Source organism: Geoalkalibacter sp. (genome assembly GCF_030604225.1).
Lineage (GTDB): Bacteria > Desulfobacterota > Desulfuromonadia > Desulfuromonadales > Geoalkalibacteraceae > Geoalkalibacter.
This window is the reverse complement of the sequence record NZ_JAUVWH010000022.1, coordinates 1-17,414: the sequence shown is the minus strand read 5'-3', so window position 1 is coordinate 17,414 and position 17,414 is coordinate 1. Positions and strand designations below refer to the sequence as shown.

The window sequence follows — 17,414 nt, the reverse complement described above, 5'->3', positions numbered from 1 at the left end:
CTGAGTAGGTCGCATGAATATCCTCGTTGTGGGGCTCAGTCATAAGACCGCCCCCGTTGAAATCCGCGAAAAAGTGGCGTTCGCGCCGACCGCCATGGAAAAGCCCCTGCGACGGATGCTGGCGCTTCCCGCGGTCACCGAAGGGGTGATCGTGTCCACCTGCAACCGCGTGGAGCTCTACGCCACCAGCCGCGACGTGGAAGCCGCGACGGCGCAGCTCAAGCGCTTTCTGGCCGAGTATCACGGCCTGGCCGCCGACGTCCTGGCACCGCACCTCTATGACCTGTCCGGGCCTGATGCCATTCGCCACGTGTTTCGCGTCGCGTCGAGCCTCGATTCCATGGTCATCGGCGAGCCGCAGATCCTCGGCCAGATCAAGACCGCCTACGGCTATGCCTGCGACTACAAGACCTCCGGAGTGATCCTCAACCGCTTCCTGCACAAGGCCTTCTCCGTGGCCAAGCGGGTGCGCACCGAGACCCAGATCGCCAGCAACGCCGTATCGGTGTCCTTCGCCGCGGTGGAACTGGCGCGCAAGATCTTCGATACCCTGACGGACAAGACGGTGCTGCTCATCGGCGCGGGCGAGATGTGCGAGTTGGCCGCGCGCCACTTCGTCACCAACGGCGTCGCCCAGGTGCTGGTCACCAACCGCACCTACGAGCGCGCGGTGAAACTTGCGCAGGAATTCAACGGCAAGCCGATCCTCTTCGAGAATTTCGCCGACAACCTGCATCGCGTCGACATCGTCCTCGCCTCCACCGGCGCGCCCAACTACGTGCTGCACCAGCGCCAGGTCGAGGAGGTCATCAAGCAGCGTCGCCACAAGCCCATGTTCTTCATCGACATCGCCGTGCCGCGCGACATCGACCCCAAGATCAACGACGTGGACAACTGCTATCTCTATGACGTCGACGACCTCCAGGGGGTGGTGCAGTCCAACCTCAAGGAGCGGCACAAGGAAGCGAAGAAGGCTGAGGCTATCGTCGAGGAGGAAATCGGTCAGTTTCATCAGTGGATGAGCGGCCTCGACGTGGTGCCGACCATCGTCGCCCTGCGCAAGCGCTTCGACGAGATCCGCCAGGCCGAGTTGGAAAAAACCTTCGCCAATCTCAAGGATCTCGACGGCAAGGAGCGCCAGGCCATCGAGGCCATGGCCCAGGCCATCATCAACAAGGCCCTGCACCAGCCCATCACCGTGCTCAAGAGCGCGCAGAACAACGCCGCCGGCGACGGCTACGTCGAGGCGCTGCGCACTTTGTTCAATCTGCCGCCGGTCGCCGGCGAGAATGCCGAGACCGAGCGCGCCAAGATCGATGAAATGTAGGGGCGGACGATGCCCGCCGGGGCGCACGCGGTGCGCCTCTACCCAAACCAGGAGCGAACCAAGCGATGAGCAAGAAAATTCTGCGGATCGGCACGCGCGCCAGCCAACTGGCCCTGTGGCAGGCCAACTGGGTCAAGAGCTGTCTTGAAGAGCGCTATCCCGATCTGGAAGTGACCCTGACCAAGATCAAGACCCAGGGCGACAAGATTCTCGACGTGCCCCTCGCCATGGTCGGCGGCAAGGGCCTGTTCGTCAAGGAAATCGAGGAGGCCATGCTGCGCGGCGAGGTGGATGTCGCCGTGCACTCCATGAAGGACGTGCCGACGATTTTTCCCGAGGGGCTGTCCCTGCGCTGCATCACCGAGCGCGAGGATCCGCGCGACATCGTCATCCTGCGCCCCGGCGTCGCCGGCTGGCGCGATCTGCCCCAGGGCGCGCGCGTCGGGACCTCGTCCCTGCGGCGCAAGTCGCAGATGCTCCATGAGCGTCCCGACCTGCGCATGCTCGATATTCGCGGCAACGTCGAGACGCGCATCCGCAAGCTCACCGAGGAGGATCTCGACGCCGTGGTGCTGGCCGCCGCCGGCATGAAACGCCTGGGTTTCGTCGGACAGATCAGCGAATACCTCGAGCCCTCCGTGATGCTGCCCGCCATCGGTCAGGGCGCCCTGGGTCTGGAGAGCCGCACGGATGATGCGGAAATCAACGCCCTTATCGATTTCTTCAACCATCCCGACACCGCCTGGGCGGTCAAGGCCGAGCGCGCCCTGCTGCGCCACCTCGAGGGCGGCTGCCAGGTGCCGATTGCCGCCTTTGGTACCGTCGAGGGCGATCAGGTGCGGCTCACCGGCCTGGTGGCGAGCGTCGATGGGCGGAAATTCCTCAAGAAGACCCTCAGCGGGCCGGCGACCGAGGCCGAACAGCTGGGCGTGTCCCTGGCCGAGGATCTGCTGATCATGGGCGCCGACAAGATTCTCAACGAAGTCTACCAGCACGAGACCTTCAACCGCGACCGCGAGGACGTCTGAGTTGTCTGGGAATGGACGCAATGGTTGAATTTTCCGTAGGGGCGCGGCAGGCAGCGCCCCTGTCTGGTTTTCAGGCATGACCAAGGGCGGCAGGGTCTATCTGGTGGGCGCCGGGCCCGGCGATCCCGGGCTGATCACGGTGAAGGGCCGCGAGTGCCTGCGGCGGGCCGAGGTGGTGGTCTACGACTACCTGGCCAATCCCCGGCTGCTGGACGAGGCGCCGCCCGCGGCCGAGCGCATTTACGTCGGCAAGACGCGCGGCCTGCATCATCGTCCCCAGGAGGACATCAATCGCCTGCTCGCCGAGCGGGCGCAAGCCGGCAAGACCGTGGTGCGCCTCAAGGGCGGCGATCCCTATGTCTTCGGGCGCGGCGGCGAGGAGGCCCTCTACCTGCGTGACCAGGGCATCGCCTTCGAGGTGGTGCCGGGGGTCACGGCGGGCTTCGCGGCCGCCGCCTACGCCGGCATTCCCCTCACCCATCGCGACTACACCACCAGTCTCGGCCTGCTGACCGGCCATGAAAACCCCGAAAAGAAGATGTCCTCCCTCGACTGGGAGAAGCTCGCCACCGGCGTCGGCACGCTGGTGTTCTACATGGGCATGGCCAACCTGGAGCTGATCGCGCGCGAGCTGGTGCGCCACGGCCGCCCGCCGGAGACGCCGGTGGCCATCGTGCGCTGGGCGACCACCCCGCGCCAGCGCACCCTGACCGGGACCCTGGCCGACATCGTCGCCAAGGTCGCGGCGGCGCGCTTCAAGCCGCCGGCGGTGATCATCGTCGGCGAGGTGGTGGCGTTGCGCGACCATCTCGCCTGGTTCGAGCAGCGCCCCCTGTTCGGGCGGCGCCTGCTCTCAACCCGCAGCGCCGAGCAGGCCGGAGCCTTTCAATCACAACTCGAAGAGCTTGGCGCCGAGGTGGTCTCGGTGCCGACCATCGCCACCGTCGCCCCCCTGGACTGGCAGGGGGTGGATGAGGGAATCGCCGCCCTGGCGCGGACCGATTACCTGATTCTCACCTCGGCCAATGCGGTGCGCTTTTTCCTGGAGCGGCTGCGGGCTTGCGGCCGCGACCTGCGCGCCCTGGCCGGGGTGAAGATCGTGGCGGTGGGGCCGAAAACCGCCGCCGCCTTGGTCGCGCAGGGCCTGGCCGCCGACCTGGTGCCCGAGAACTATCAGGCCGAAGGCGTGGTGGCGCTGCTCGCCGCCCGGGGCGTGGCGGGCCGCCACATTTTCTATCCCCACGCCGAACTGGCGCGCGAGCTCATCCCCCGCGAGTTGCGCGCCCTGGGCGCCGAGGTCAGCGCGCCGGTGCTCTACCGCACGGTCCTGCCCGAAACCGGGGGCGCGGAATTGCGGCGCCTGCTGGAGCAGCGCGCCCTGGACGCGGTGCTCTTCACCGCCTCCTCCACCGTCGAGAATTTCGTCCGCATGCTGGGTGAGGACGCCGCGTCATTACTCTCCGGCGTGACGGTGGCTTCCATCGGCCCGCCCACCACCGCCACCGCGCGCAAGCTCGGCCTGAGGGTCGATGTCGAGCCGGCCGCCGCCACGTTGGATGATCTGGCCGTCGCCCTCGGTGACTATTTTCGCGATAAACCCTTGCGTTTTGCCCAGGACTGATATTCTCAAAAAAGGTGACCGGTCCCCGGTCGGCGACGGATAATTGACCCTAAAGGAGCCCCTCATGTTCTTTCCCGAATACCGCGCGCGGCGTCTGCGCCGCAACGACAACCTGCGGCGCATGGTGCGCGAGACCCATTTGCGCGTCGAGGATCTCATCTATCCCATGTTCAGTGCTTTCGGCTCGGGCGTCCGCAAGGAGATCGCCTCCATGCCGGGCATCTACCAGCAGTCCATCGAGCACATCGTCGCCGAGGCGCGGGACGTGCGCGAGCTGGGCATTCCGGCGGTGATTCTGTTCGGCATTCCCGAAGCCAAGGACGCCGTGGGCCAGGACGCCTACAGTGATGGCGGCATCATTCAGGAGACCATCCGCGCCATCAAGCAGGCGGTGCCCGAACTCACGGTGATCACCGACGTGTGCCTGTGCGAATATACCGATCACGGCCACTGCGGCGTGATCAAGGACGGCGACGTGGACAACGACGCCACTCTGCAGCTGCTTGCCGCCGAGGCTCTCTCCCATGCCCGCGCCGGCGCCGACATCGTGGCGCCGTCGGATATGATGGACGGGCGGGTGGCGGCGATTCGCGAGCTTCTCGACGCCAACGGCTTCAGTCAGATTCCGGTGATGAGCTACGCGGTGAAATACGCCAGCGCCTACTACGGTCCGTTTCGCGACGCCGCTGAATCGACGCCGCAGTTCGGCGACCGGCGCTCCTACCAGATGGATCCGGCCAATCGTCGCGAGGCCCTGCGCGAAGCGGCCCTCGACGTGCAGGAGTGCGCCGATTTCCTCATGGTCAAGCCGGCCCTGGCCTATCTCGACATCCTGCGCGACCTGCGCGAGCGCTTCGATCTGCCCCTGGTGGCCTACAATGTTTCGGGCGAGTATTCCATGGTCAAGGCGGCGGCCGCCAATGGCTGGATCGATCATGACCGGGTGATGATGGAAACCCTGGTCGGCATGAAGCGCGCCGGCGCCGATCTGATCATCACCTACCACGCCAAGGAAGCGGCACGGTTGCTGAAAGGCTAGCAAGCTCTGTAACCACGAATGGGCACGAATCAACACGAATCATGGCCTGGGATTTTTGGTAAACTCCAAGAAAATGAGGTCTTGGTTATTCGTGTTCATTCGTACCATTCGTGGTTGCCCTTAACGGTGATTTTCAGCGGCGGTTGATTCATGTCCCAGGATTCCGGCAGCGGCGACAAGCTCACGCGCAGCGAAACCATCACCGCCCTGGTGCATTACTACCGGGCCGAGGTGACGCGCAGCCTCGCCTGGCGCACGCGCCTCGACCGCACCACCAACTGGGCGGTGGGAACCACGGCGGCCTTTCTCGGCTTTGGTTTTTCCCACCCGGAGATTACCCATGCCTTTTTCCTGTTCGGCATCGCCATCGCCTACATCCTGCTGTTCGTCGAGGCGCGCCGCTACCGTTTCTACGACGCCTACGAATACCGGGTGCGGCTGCTCAACCAGAATTTCATCTATGGCGTGCTGACCAGCCGCCTGCGCCTGGAGGAGGGCGCCTACTGGCTGGCCGAACTGGCCTCGGATCTGCGCCATCCCCAGTACAAAATGGCTCGGGTCTACGCCCTGGGGCGGCGCATCTATTCCAATTACATCTATCTGTTCCTGGTGCTCATCGCCGGTTGGCTGCTCAAGATCAAGCTGCATCCCGTCGGCGCCGAAACCTGGGAGCAGTATCTGCGCCAGGCAGCCCTCGGCGAGATCCCCGGCTGGCTGGTGCTGACGTTTATCGCGGTGTTTTTCCTGCATCTGCTGGTGTTTCTCGTCATCGGTCGGCGCAAGCGCGGCGGGCGCGACATTTTTTTCGGCGTGGCCGGGAGCGAGCAGGACGCCAAGAGCAGCCTTGAAGAAACCTGACACCATCCCCAACGGTTCCCCTCATGAGTGAATATGAAAAAAGCACCCTGGCCAACGGCCTGCGAGTGCTCAGTGTGCCCATGCCCCATCTGCATTCGGCGGAGATGATGTTCTTCGTCGGCGTCGGTAGCCGCCATGAGGCGCCCGAGGTGGCCGGGGTGTCCCATTTTCTTGAACACATGCTGTTTCGCGGCAACCGCGACTATCCTACCGGCCCCGACCTGGAGCGCGCCTTCGAGGCCATCGGCGGCTACGTCAATGCCGCCACCGACATCGAAACCACCTGCTATCATTCGCGCCTGCATCCCGCGCACCTCGACGAGGCCACGGGGCTGTTCGCCTCCATGCTGCTGCGGCCCTTGTTGCGCGATCTGGAGACCGAGCGGCGGGTGATCCTCGAGGAGGCCCTGGAGGATCTCAACGCCCGCGGCGAGGAGATCAACCCCGACACTCTCTGCGCCCGGCTGCTCTGGCCCGAGCATCCCCTGGGGCGGCCGCCCATCGGCAGCCGCGAAACCATCGAGGCCATCGGCCTGGAGGATCTGCACCGGCACCTGGCCACCTATTACACGCCGCGCAACCTGGTGGCGGTGGCGGCCGGACGGGTGGAGCACGCGGCCTTCGTCGCCGCCGTGGAGCGCCACTTCGGCGCCTGGCGGGGCGAGGAGGCGCCGGCCGCGCCGCGCTTCGCCGAGGCGGCGGCGCCCAGCCCCCAGTCCCTGTGGGTGCGCGAGAGCGATTCGCAGGTTTCCTTGCAATTGGCGTTTCGCGTGCCGGGGCGCGAGCGGGGCAACAGCCTGGCGCTGCGCGTGTTGCGGCGGGTGCTGTCCGGGGGCGGCAGCGGGCGGCTGATGCTGCGCCTGCGCGAGGAGCTGGGCCTGACCTACGGGGTTGAGGCACAGCTGATGCAGACCGCTGAAACCGGCTCCTTCGGCATCGACCTGTCCCTGGTGCCGGGCAACCTGGAGCAGGCCATCGGTGAGGTGCTGTGCCTGCTGGAGGAGTTGTGCGTGACGTTGGTTCCCGAGAAGGAACTGGCGGGGGTGGTGCGCGCCTTTCTCTATGAACTTGAATTCAGTCGGGATTTCACCGAGGAGCTGGCGGCGCGCTATGGCTGGGGGGAAACCCTGGGCTGCCTGCGCACCCTGGAGCAGGAACGGCGGGACATCGCCGCCATCACCCCGGAGCTGCTGCGCGAGACCGCCCGCGCCATCTTCAGTCCCGGTCAGGCGCGCCTGGCGGTGGTCGGCCCCTGGCGCGGGGACATCAAGAAGCGGGTCAACCGCCTGCTGAAAAGCTTTCGCGTCTGATCCGTCCTCAGGGCTGGGGAGGCGCCTTGGACGCGCCCCTTTTCCCGAGCAGCAGGGCAGCGAGGATGCCGAGCATGAAACCGCTCGCGCCGACCAGGAAAAGCAGCACCGCCTGGGGCAGGGTGAAGGCGAGAAACAGGACGCGCACCTCCACCGGCGCGGCGTTCTGCACGATGACGACCACCAGCAGCAGGGCCAGGATCGTCGCGGCCAACACTTTCACCTGCTTCATCCGCGCACCTCAGTTCCCCTCCTGATCATCCACCCGTTCCGTGCCCTCCGCCAGTACCTCTCCCACCCTGAGCAGCATGGCCGCCAGCTCCGGCGGCGCGTAGGGCCGCGCCGGAAAACGCCCCCACACGGGCGCCGGCCAGGCCGGGTCGCCGGTATAGCGCACGATGTGATGCACATGCAGCTGCGGCACCAGGTTGCCCAGGGCGGCGATGTTGATCTTGTCGGCGGCGAACACCTCGGCCAGGCGCCGCGCCAGAAACGAGGACTCCAGCAGCAGCGCCCCTTGGTCGGCGTCGTCGAGCTCGTAGATTTCCCGGATGCCGGCGCGACGCGGCACCAGGATGAACCAGGGATAGGCGGCGTCGTTCATGAGCAGCAGGCGGCACAGGGGAAAGTCGCCAAGAAGGATGGTGTCGGCTTCGAGCTGGGGATGGAGTTGGAACATGGGAGATCCTCGAAAGAATGAAAGGCCTGGGGACACGGATCATATCTGATCAAGGCGGATACACCGAAAAACCATGTCATCGCATGGAGCGGCGAGGATAGGCGGGTTTGTCGTTTGAGCTTTAATCCGCCCTGATCAGATTTGATCCGTGTCCCATTTGGGTTCAGGAAACCCGGATCGTCTTGTAAAGAAAGTTCTTGAAGCGGAAAAAGGTTTTTTTCTCCTCGGGGTCGGTGCTTTTCGGGTCGCAGGCGCGCAGCGCCAGGGCCAGCTTGGGCATGGTGGAGGCGCCTTCGCCGCGGGCGCGCTCCACCACCGCCAGGACCGTTTCGCGGGTCAGGCGGTTGCTGGAAAAAGGCTGGTAGAGGGCGTCCCAGAAGGTGCCGGTCCCGCCGCGCAACTCCTCGTAGATCTCGTCGGCCAGGGCGTCGGCGAGCTTCTGGGTGCGCTCTCCGGCGCCGCTCGCCGGCGCGCCGGGAAGCACCGCGCGGATGTCCTCGGCGCTGATCGTCGCGCCGCGGCGAAAGATCAGGGCGCGCAGCAGGATGCTGCGCAGCTCGCGGATGTTGCCGGTGTAGTGGTGGGCGACGAGCACCTCGCGCGCGCCGCGGCTCAGGCTCGGCAGGTCGGCGTCGCCTTCCTCGGGCTTTTTGTAGACGCGGAACAGCTGGCCGAGAAAGTGCACCGCCAGGTCGGCGATGTCCTCGCGCCGCTCGTTGAGGGAGGGCACCTCGATGGTCAGCTCGGTGAGGCGGTGGTAGAGGTCCTCGCGAAACAGACCCTGCGCGATGAGGTGCCGCAGGTTCTTGTTGCTCGCCGCCACCAGCACCACCCGGGCGTAGCGGGTGAGGTTCTCGCCGAGGCGCACGATGCCGCCGTTGTCAAGAAAGCGCAGCAGCTGCACCTGGGTCTTGGGATCGGCGTCGCCGATTTCGTCGAGGAACACCACGCCGCCGTGGGCCTCCTCGAGGATTCCCTGGCGGTCGGCGTGGGCGCCGGTGTAGGCGCCGCGCTTGTGGCCGAAGAGTTCCGAGTAGGTCAGATCGCCGCTGTAGGCGGCGATGTTGGTTTTCTTCAGGGGCAGCTCCATGCCCGGGCGGATCTTGTCCTTGTAGACCTCGTTGAGCCGCGAGTAGATGTTATTGAACAAAAACTCCTTGCCGCTGCCTGTCTCTCCGGTGATGAAGATGGAGGGCAGGCCCAGGGTCGCCTCCTGGATGCTGCTCTGGCTCCAGAAGGCGATGCGGTTGGCCAGGGGCGGGGTGATCTTCTGGATGAACTCCACCATCTCCATGGCCTTGGCCGAGTTGCCGATGATGTTGCCGAGCTTGTAGGAGCTGACCTTGGGATCCTTGTAGCCGACGTCGGAGCGCAGCCGATGGACCTCGGTGGTGAGCTTCTCGATGCGGCGCTGATCGGCGATGTGGCGCGAGATCATGCGCTCGATGATCATCAGGATGCGCCGGTGCTCGTCGGTGAAATGATGGGGCTGGAGGCTGTCGAGGCAGATCACCGCGATCACCTCGCCCTCGCATATCACCGGCACGGCGATCTCGCTGCGGATGGTCTCGGTGATCTCGCGGTAGAAGCCGCCGGCGGCCTTCTCCTCCAGGGTGTCGCCCACCAGGTGGGGGCGACCGGTGGCGGCCACATAGCCGGTGAGGCTGCGTTCGCCGGGGGGCAGGTCGAAGGCGCCAATGCGAATCGGCGGGATGTTCTTCTTCAGCCACTCCTTGCTCTTGGCGCCCATCAGGCGGCCCTCGCCATCCTCCACCATGAGCCATTTGCGGTCGTCGATCTGCTCCACCAGGGCGATGCTGCCGGTGTCGGCGCCGATGAGCTCCGTGGCCTTGGACAGCACCCGGTTGAGAAAGGGCTGCAGGCCCTCGAAGCGCTCCTGGAGCAGATCGTTGATTTCGGCGAGCACCTGGATTTCCATGTGCTGGCCGCCGATTTCCTCGATGGCGCGCTGGGCCATTTCCGCGTGGGCTTCGAGCAGGCCGCGCTCGAAGTCGCTGAACTGGTAGGTCTCGCGGGTGTAGTAGTTGACCACGCAGATGACACGGCGCGTGCGCGGCTCGTAGCGCGGCACCAGATACAGGGACTTGAGACCCAGCTCCTCGGTGAGATAGCGCTTCTGCAGGGCCTCGGATTCGAGATCGGGAAAGTAGGTCGGCGCGAGGAGCTGATCATCGGTGATGAAGCCGGCGGCGTTGATGTAGCGCGACAGCAGGGATTCGCCGGGGCCCAGGCTCACCAGCTTGTCGTCCTCGTAGAGGCGCTTGGCCTCCTTTTCCTTGGAGTAGGAGGCGAGGATGCGCAAGCCCGGCTCGTCGCGCGTGCCGGCCGGGGCGGGCACCAGCACCGAGGCCAGGGCCAGCTTGTCGATGAGCAGCACCGCCGATTTGACCATGTAGAGCGCCGCCTCGCGCTTCTTGGCCTGATCGACGAGACGCGCCAGGACGATCTGTTGGTGGTGCTTGCGCGCCTGGTCGATGAGGGCGATGACCTCGCCGAGAAAGTTCTTGAGCTGCTGGCGCTGGGGCAGTTCGGGAATCTGGCCGAGGCGGCCGCTGTCCACGCACAGCACGCCCAGGGAGCGGCCGTTGTGGATGAGCGGGGTCAGGTAGCTCGAGACGATGTTGAATTTCTCCGCCAGTTCCCGCGCGTAGGGCGTCGAGGAGGTGGCGACATCCTCGAGGATCAACTCCTCCTGGGTGATGTAGACGCGCGAGACGGCGAAGGCCGCGCTGTTGATGGGAAAGGACTTGCGCCGGATCATGTCGCCGAAGGGTCCGGTGGCGGCGGCGCACACCAGGGCGCCGCTGGAGAGATCCTCCAGGTAGACGCGGCAGCGCGACTGCTGGGTGAGCAGGGCGACCGCCTCCACCAGCACGTGCAGGATGTCCTCGAGGTTCTCCTTGCCGTAGCTGCGGATCTTGACGGACAGATTGGCGATGCGCGAGGGTTGCAGGGCGCTCATGCGGGTCTCCGGGGGGTGGCGGCACGTTGGGGTGGCATGATTCTAGGTGCCGTCGCCGGTTTTGTAAAGCCCGGCGGCGCGGCCCTCAGGCGGCGGGGGGCGGCGGAGCGGCGCGGAGCAGACGTTCGCAGGTGGCGTAGAGCTCGTTCGCCTTGATCGGTTTGCTCAGGTAGGCATCCATGCCGGCGGCCAGGCAGCGCTCCTCGTCCTCCTTGAAGGCATGGGCGGTGAGGGCGATGATGGGGACGCGCCGCCCACCCTCGTCCTCCAGGCCGCGGATGGCGGCGGTGGCGCTCAGGCCGTCCATGCCCGGCATCTGCACATCCATGAGGATCAGGTCGATCCCGCCCTGCCGCCAGGCGGCCATGGCATGGACGCCGTCGGCCACCGTCAGCACCTGCCAGCCGCGTTTTTCCAGCAGGCGGCGGGTCAGCAGCTGGTTGACGGGGTTGTCCTCCGCGACCAGGATTCTGGGGGCGGCGCCAGGCTCCGTCGGCGGTGGCGGCAACTCCGGCGGCGGAGCGCAAGGCATAACGGCGCCGGCATCCACCGGGCGCAGGCGCAGGGTGAAGGTGAAGCTGCTGCCACGGCCGGGCTTGCTGTTGACCCAGATGGCGCCGCCGCAGCTCTCCACGATCTCCTTGACGATGGCCAGGCCCAGGCCGGTGCCGCCGAACTGTCGGGACAAGGCGGTGTCGACCTGGCTGAAGCTCTCGAAGAGCAGATGCCGGCGATCCTCGGGGATGCCGATGCCGGTGTCGCTGACCGTGCAGCGCAGTTCATGCCAGGAGCCGAGGGGGGATGCCTCAAGGTTGACCTCGATGCGGACTTCGCCCCGCTCGGTAAACTTGACCGCGTTGCCGACCAGATTGATGAGCACCTGCTGGAGACGACCCGGGTCGCCCATCACCCGGTCGGGCAGGGGAGAGCTGAAAACAAGCTGCAGGGAGAGGTTTTTCTCGCCGGCGCGCGGCGCCAGAACCTTGACCGCTTGCTGCACCACCGCGCGCAGGTCGAAGGGCACTTCCGCGATGTCGAGCTTGCCCGCCTCGATGCGAGAGAAATCGAGAATGTCGTTGATGACCCGCAGCAGGGATTCGGCCGAGTTGCTCGCCAACTCAAGCATGTCGCGCTGGGCCGGGGACAGGGGGGAGTCGCGCAGCACCTCGAGCATGCCGAGCACCCCGTTCATGGGCGTGCGGATCTCATGACTCATGTTGGCGAGAAAGCGGCTCTTGGCCTGGCTGGCTTCCTCGGCGGCGGTGCGCGCCCGCGCCAGCTCGGCTTCGCGATCGAGGCGCTCGATTTCGCTCACCGCCTTGGCGGCGAGAATCGCCAGGGTTTCGCGGGCGCGGGCCGGCAGGCGCATGCGGCGGCGCGACAGGACGTTGAGCAGGCCCACCGACTGGCCGTCCAAGGCGACCAGGGGCGTGCCCAGATAGGCTTCGACGCCCAGTTCGACAAAATACTCATCTCGCGGAAACTGAGTGCGCACCCCTTCGGCGAAAAAGCAGAAGCCGGTCTTGAATACCTCGGCGCAGGGGGTGTCGGCAAGGGGATAGGGCGTGCAGGGTTGGGTCACGCCGTCGAGCAACGAGGCCAGGGGGATGAGGCTTTGGCCGTCCTCGCCGAGGCGGCCGAGGGTCGCCCCGTCGGCGTCAAGCCAGCGACACACCTCGACGAGAATGCGCTCGAAGCATTCGGCGCCGCTGGTGCCGACGGTGCCCTGCACCAGGGCGTGGATGGCCTGCTCGGCATGTTTGCGTTCGCTGATGTCGCGGGCGGCCGACAAGATGGTGCTCTGTCCCTCGATCTCCAGGAGGTGGGAGTTGATCTCCACGTCCACCGGGGCGCCTTCCTTGCGCAGCAGGCGGGCCTCGAAAAGAGCGCGCCGCTGATGCTTCAGGGAGCTCAGGACGTCTTCCAGAACGGCGGGGTTGTCCCGATGCATGGGGTTGAGGTCCGTGGGGCAGAGGTCAAGCAGTTCCGCGCGGCTGTAGCCGAGCAACCGGCAGGCGACGTCATTGACCTCAAGAAAGGTCGAGAGCTCGCCCTGTTCGGTGATGTGGTGGAGAAAAATCGCGTCGTTGGTGTTGTTGAACAACTGCTGGAAACGCTGGCGGCTGGCCCGCAGGGCGTGTTCGCGCTCGCCGATGGCGGCGCTCATGTCGCGAAAGGCGGTGGCCAGGTCATTGATTTCACTGTGTTCCACCCCCGGCAGGGCAGCCTGGTAATCGCCCCGGCTGATGGCTCGGGCGCTTTGCGCCAGCGCGGCCAGGGGTTGGGTCAGGCGCCGAGCGAGAATCCGCGCCGTCGCCAGGGCCAGGAGGATGGCCACCATCATGCCGACGAGAAACAGGCGGGTCAGGCCCAGGGTCTGGGCGGAGATCTGCTCCACGGGCTGCGCCGCCAGAATCAGCCAGGCGGGTTCCTTGAGGCGGGTGAGGCTGCCCAGGTAGTCGCGGTTGTGCCAACGAAAGCGAAAGGCGCCTTCCTCGCCGCGCAGGCCGGCGGCAACCGGCTCCAGGGTGCTGAGATTGAGGCGCTGGCGGGCCAGTTCGCGATCGGGATGGAAGATGAGGTTGCCCTTGCTGTCGAAGATCGCCGGTTCCATGCCCGGATCCGCCGCGAGACCGGCCACGATCTGGTGCAGGCGGCGCAGGCTGAAATTGCCCATCAGCACGAAATCCTTGCCCGGGATGCTCAGGGTCAGGGCCAGGTCGCCGGTGAGCAGGGAATGCAGGGTTTCCGACCAGACGGGAACCTGATTGGCCAGCGCCTCGCGCACCGCGGGGCGACGCGAGAGATCAAGGCCCAGATAGTCCCGCGCTTGTCCGGGCATGGCGCTGGAGAGGGCCACGCGCGTGACGACGCCCTGGGCATCGAGCATCAGCAGGGAATCGAAGAGCTGGGAAAACTGCACGGTGTTGGAAAGAATGCCGTCGATGACCTGCTGGTCCTCGGGCGGCAGGCTCTCCAGCACCCGGACGATCTCCTCGAGCCCGGCGCGGGGTTGGCCGAGAAAGGCGCTGACCTCCGCCGCCAGGGCGCGGCTGAAGGCTTGGTTGCGGGCCGTGCTCGCCTCCAGGGACGAGCGCTGCAGATAGTACAGGCTCAACAGCCCAACCGCCAGGATGGGCACCAGGGCGATAAGCACCAGCCGCCACAGCAGGGCGCCGCGCAAGGTTTTGTCCCTAGTCTTGAACACGGTCGCCGGCCTGAAATTGTCCATCGCGGATGGTCATGGGAAAATGCGGCCGGATCGCGTCGCCAAAGGCATCCAGGCGCAGTTCGGTCTGTAGCCCCTGGAAGCTGCCCATGTTCAGCAGGGTTTCCTTGAGGTGCTGCCGGTGGGGATTTTGTTCCAGGGCGCGGATCAGCAGTTGGGTGGCGTCGTAGGCATGGGCGGCGGCGAAGCCGCCGTCGTAGTTGAAGCGTCGGTCAAAGGCGGCACGGAACCCGCGGTAGGCCGGCGAGGCATGCCCGGGATCGAAGGTGTTGAAAAACGTCAAACCCTCCACGGCTTCGCCGCCGTATTCGATGATGTCGCCGGTGGCCGCCCATTCCCCGGTCATGAGGGGGAGGGGCCGACCAAGCTTGGCCAGTTGCTGGGCGAACATCCCCGTATCCAGGGCGTTGGCGATGATGAAAAGCGCCTGCGCGTCCTCCGTGGCCTGGCGGGCCAGTTCGAGAAAGTTGATCTCGGATCCGCTGGTGTAGGTGAGGACTCCCGCGACCTGCCCGCCGCGGGCGGCGAATTCCCGGGCAAAGGACAGGTACAGGCTCTCGCAGTAGGAGCGGTTGCCCAGGTCATAGAGGACATTGATGCGCGACAAGCCCAGGGCCACGGCGGCATGTTCCGCCAGGAGTCTGGCGCCCTGGGCGTTGGTCGAGGCGGTGCGCAGGAAGTAGTCGTCGCGACCGCTCAATTCGTCACTGCTCACCGTCGGGCCGAGGAGCAGGGTGCGGTGGGCGTCGGCCAGGGGCTGGACCGCCAGGGCCATGGCACTGGTCATGGGACCGATGACGGCGACGACGCCCTCATCCAGCAGCTTTTGCAGGGCGGCGCGGGCCGTAAGTTCGTCCTGGGCGTCGTCGGCGATGCGCAGCTCCAGGAGCCGGCCGTGAATGCCGCCGGCGCGGTTGCGCTCTTCCACCGCCAGGATCGCCCCGTCGCGCCCGGCGATGCCCAGATCGGCGACCCGCCCGGTGAGCCCGCCGAGAAAACCGATGGGGATGGGCTCCTGGCGGCGACAGCCGGGGGCGATCGACAGAATCACCGCCAGGATGCAGCACACCAGGAGGACGAACCTTTTTCCCGGGGCGGTATGTCGGGAACAATTTCTCATGTCGAGCGATTTCTCCTGCGACGACAATGGACGCATGGCAAGGGCGGCTGTAATTTATAATAGGCTATGAGCTTAACCGCTCCCTGAGGCAGGAACAGGTTGCGCGGACTGCGCCGATCATATTTTTTCTTGATTATTAACAAAAATAAAATTAAATTCAACTTAATCCTTTAGGGGGAGCGTTCCCAACCGGAAAAAGCGTCTGCGGCCCCCGCGGCAGGCGTGGCGAGGAGTTCACGCATGGTACTTGAAAACTCCGAGGAGCTTGTCGCGCAAACCGCCGGCGCAACCTTGCTGCTCGTTGAGGACGCCCAGGGCTTTGCCCGCATCGTCGAGCGGTTGCTGAGCCGCGCCGGATTTGGCGTCGCGGTGGTGGAATCCGGTCGCCAGGCCCTCGATTGGCTGGCCGCTCACGAACCGCTGCTGGCGCTGGTCGATTTCAATCTGCCCGACATGAGCGGGCGGACTCTCATCGAGCAGGTGCAGGCCGCCGGGCGCGAGGTGCCCTTCATCGTCATCACCGGCAACGGCGACGAGCGCGTGGCCGTCGACATGATGAAGCTCGGCGCCCTGGATTATCTGGTCAAGGACGAATCCTTTCTCGCCCTGCTGCCGACCGTGGTGGCCCAGGCCTGCGACCGGGTGGAGACCCGCCGGCGGCTGGCGGCGACGGAGAAAAAACTCGGCGAGAGCGAGGAGCACCTGCGCAAGCTCTCCCGCGCCATCGAGCAGAGCCCCAGCCTGGTGGTGATCACCGATCTCGATGGGCGCATCGAGTATGTCAATCCGGCCTTCAGCGAGGCGACGGGCTACGCCCCCGAGGAGGTCGTCGGCCGCTCGCCCGGGCTGCTCAGATCCCAAACCTACCAGGATGAATTCTACCGCGAGATGTGGGAGGTCATTCGCCAGGGGCAGGAATGGCGCGGCGAATTCTTCAACTGCCGCAAGAACGGCGAGCACTACTGGGAGCGCGCCGTGATCTCGCCGGTCAAGGACGGCGCGGGGCGCATCACGCATTTCCTCAAGGTGGCCGAGGACGTCACGGCGCGCAAGACCGCCGACGAGCGCATTCACAGCCTGACCTACTACGATTCCCTCACCGGCCTGCCCAACCAGATTCTGTACCGCGACCGCCTCGGCCAGGCCATGGCCCACGCCCAGCGCAGCGGCGAGAAAGTGGCGGTGGCGGTGCTCGACATCGACCAGTTCCAGCGCATCAACAACGCCTTCGCCCACGGCTTCGGCGACAAGGTGCTCAAGGAAACGTCGCGGCGGCTGAGCGCCGCCCTGCGCAAGGAAGACAGCGTGGCGCGCTTTTGGGGCGACAGCTTTCTGCTCGCCCTGCCGCATCTGCACGGCGAGGAGGACGCCGCGCGCGTCGCCCTCAAGCTGCTCGAAGCCCTCAATCCCGCCTACCGCATCGACCAGCGCGAAATCTACCTCACGGCGAGCCTCGGCTTGGCGCTCTTTCCCCACGACGGCACCTCCGTCGACGTGCTGATGAAAAACGCCGAGGCGGCTCTGGCACGCAGCAAGGAGATGGGGCCCAACAGCTATCAGCTCTACAATCCGGGCATGAACCAGCGCGCCACGGAGAACCTCATGCTCCAGGGCGATCTGCGCCGCGCTCTGGAACGCAATGAGTTTCTGCTGCACTACCAGCCGCAGTTCGAGGCGGCCACGGGACGGCTGGTCGGCGCCGAGGCCCTGGTGCGCTGGCAGCATCCGGTGCTGGGGCTGCTCTACCCGGATCGCTTCATCGGCCTGGCCGAGGAAACCAATCTCATCTGTCCCCTGGGCGAATGGGTGATCCGCGAGGGCTGTCGCCAGCTGAGTCTTTGGCGGGAGGAAGGGACGAGCGGGCTGCACCTGTCGATCAATCTCTCGCCCCGCCAGTTTCATGCCTCCGATTGCCTGGCCGCCATCGAGCGCGGCGTCACGGCCCACAACGTCGATCCCGCGCGGCTGACCTTCGAGATCACCGAAACCCTGATCATGAAGGATGTCGAGGAAGCCGGGCGGGTGCTCGGCAAAATGAAGGAGCGCGGCTACCGGCTGGCCCTCGACGATTTCGGCACGGGCTATTCCTCCCTGAGCTACCTGCAGAAATTCCCCTTCGACCTGATCAAGATCGACAAAAGCTTCGTCATGGACTGCGACCTCAATCCGCAAAACGCCACCATCTGCCGCACCATCATCGCCATGGCCCGCAGCCTCGGC

General features: G+C 65.7%; 12 protein-coding genes. 7 read left to right on the top strand and 5 right to left on the bottom strand.

From position 1 onward, the window contains the following. Positions 1-13 precede the first annotated feature (13 nt). The 6 genes from hemA to QAT43_RS04340 all read left to right on the top strand — a co-directional run bounded on the left by hemA (position 14) and on the right by QAT43_RS04340 (position 7,183). A complete protein-coding gene (gene hemA, locus QAT43_RS04365) occupies positions 14-1,327 on the top strand; it encodes a glutamyl-tRNA reductase (protein WP_305041822.1) in 1,314 nt (437 codons plus the stop codon). A gap of 65 nt (positions 1,328-1,392) precedes the next feature. Then, positions 1,393-2,355, top strand: a complete 963-nt coding sequence (gene hemC / locus QAT43_RS04360; RefSeq protein ID WP_305041821.1) for a hydroxymethylbilane synthase — start codon at positions 1,393-1,395, stop codon at positions 2,353-2,355. A 76-nt stretch (positions 2,356-2,431) separates the two neighbouring features. Continuing rightward, on the top strand, positions 2,432-3,976 hold the full coding sequence (gene cobA, locus QAT43_RS04355) for a uroporphyrinogen-III C-methyltransferase (protein ID WP_305041820.1): 1,545 nt from the start codon (positions 2,432-2,434) through the stop codon (positions 3,974-3,976). 64 nt (positions 3,977-4,040) lie between these two features. Further along, on the top strand, positions 4,041-5,015 hold the full coding sequence (gene hemB / locus QAT43_RS04350; protein ID WP_305041819.1) for a porphobilinogen synthase: 975 nt from the start codon (positions 4,041-4,043) through the stop codon (positions 5,013-5,015). A gap of 150 nt (positions 5,016-5,165) precedes the next feature. After that, positions 5,166-5,873 carry a DUF2270 domain-containing protein gene (locus tag QAT43_RS04345; protein ID WP_305041818.1) on the top strand — a complete coding sequence of 236 codons (708 nt, stop codon included), beginning with the start codon at positions 5,166-5,168 and terminating at the stop codon, positions 5,871-5,873. 23 nt (positions 5,874-5,896) lie between these two features. After that, positions 5,897-7,183: a M16 family metallopeptidase gene (locus QAT43_RS04340; protein WP_305041817.1), complete on the top strand. Its 1,287-nt coding sequence runs from the start codon at positions 5,897-5,899 to the stop codon at positions 7,181-7,183. A 7-nt stretch (positions 7,184-7,190) separates the two neighbouring features. On the opposite strand, the gene QAT43_RS04335 is transcribed toward QAT43_RS04340, so the two are convergent. The 5 genes from QAT43_RS04335 to QAT43_RS04315 form a co-directional block, all read right to left on the bottom strand. Beyond that, positions 7,191-7,415 (bottom strand): LapA family protein, encoded by a 225-nt coding sequence (locus tag QAT43_RS04335; protein ID WP_305041816.1) that lies wholly within the window; start codon positions 7,413-7,415, stop codon positions 7,191-7,193. A 9-nt stretch (positions 7,416-7,424) separates the two neighbouring features. Beyond that, on the bottom strand, positions 7,425-7,862 hold the full coding sequence (locus QAT43_RS04330) for an HIT domain-containing protein (RefSeq protein WP_305041815.1): 438 nt from the start codon (positions 7,860-7,862) through the stop codon (positions 7,425-7,427). Between the two features lie 163 nt (positions 7,863-8,025). Further along, the gene (locus tag QAT43_RS04325) at positions 8,026-10,845 is read right to left on the bottom strand and encodes a GPMC system transcriptional regulator (protein WP_305041814.1); all 2,820 of its coding nucleotides are present in this window, start codon (positions 10,843-10,845) and stop codon (positions 8,026-8,028) included. A gap of 85 nt (positions 10,846-10,930) precedes the next feature. Continuing rightward, on the bottom strand, positions 10,931-14,053 hold the full coding sequence (locus tag QAT43_RS04320; RefSeq protein ID WP_305041813.1) for an ATP-binding protein: 3,123 nt from the start codon (positions 14,051-14,053) through the stop codon (positions 10,931-10,933). After that, a complete protein-coding gene (locus tag QAT43_RS04315) occupies positions 14,040-15,194 on the bottom strand; it encodes an ABC transporter substrate-binding protein (protein ID WP_305041812.1) in 1,155 nt (384 codons plus the stop codon). Before QAT43_RS04315 ends, QAT43_RS04320 begins: the two co-directional genes overlap by 14 nt. Before the next feature lie 240 nt (positions 15,195-15,434). Here QAT43_RS04315 and QAT43_RS04310 point away from each other — a divergent pair. Beyond that, positions 15,435-17,414 (top strand): putative bifunctional diguanylate cyclase/phosphodiesterase (locus QAT43_RS04310; protein WP_305041811.1); only part of this gene is annotated, 1,980 nt, incomplete at its 3' end.

Coding starts and splice junctions, on each gene's coding strand:
- hemA (WP_305041822.1), top strand. CDS start 14: ATGAATATCCTCGTTGTGGGGCTCAGTCATAAGACCGCCCCCGTTGAA.
- hemC (WP_305041821.1), top strand. CDS start 1,393: ATGAGCAAGAAAATTCTGCGGATCGGCACGCGCGCCAGCCAACTGGCC.
- cobA (WP_305041820.1), top strand. CDS start 2,432: ATGACCAAGGGCGGCAGGGTCTATCTGGTGGGCGCCGGGCCCGGCGAT.
- hemB (WP_305041819.1), top strand. CDS start 4,041: ATGTTCTTTCCCGAATACCGCGCGCGGCGTCTGCGCCGCAACGACAAC.
- QAT43_RS04345 (WP_305041818.1), top strand. CDS start 5,166: ATGTCCCAGGATTCCGGCAGCGGCGACAAGCTCACGCGCAGCGAAACC.
- QAT43_RS04340 (WP_305041817.1), top strand. CDS start 5,897: ATGAGTGAATATGAAAAAAGCACCCTGGCCAACGGCCTGCGAGTGCTC.
- QAT43_RS04335 (WP_305041816.1), bottom strand. CDS start 7,415: ATGAAGCAGGTGAAAGTGTTGGCCGCGACGATCCTGGCCCTGCTGCTG.
- QAT43_RS04330 (WP_305041815.1), bottom strand. CDS start 7,862: ATGTTCCAACTCCATCCCCAGCTCGAAGCCGACACCATCCTTCTTGGC.
- QAT43_RS04325 (WP_305041814.1), bottom strand. CDS start 10,845: ATGAGCGCCCTGCAACCCTCGCGCATCGCCAATCTGTCCGTCAAGATC.
- QAT43_RS04315 (WP_305041812.1), bottom strand. CDS start 15,194: ATGAGAAATTGTTCCCGACATACCGCCCCGGGAAAAAGGTTCGTCCTC.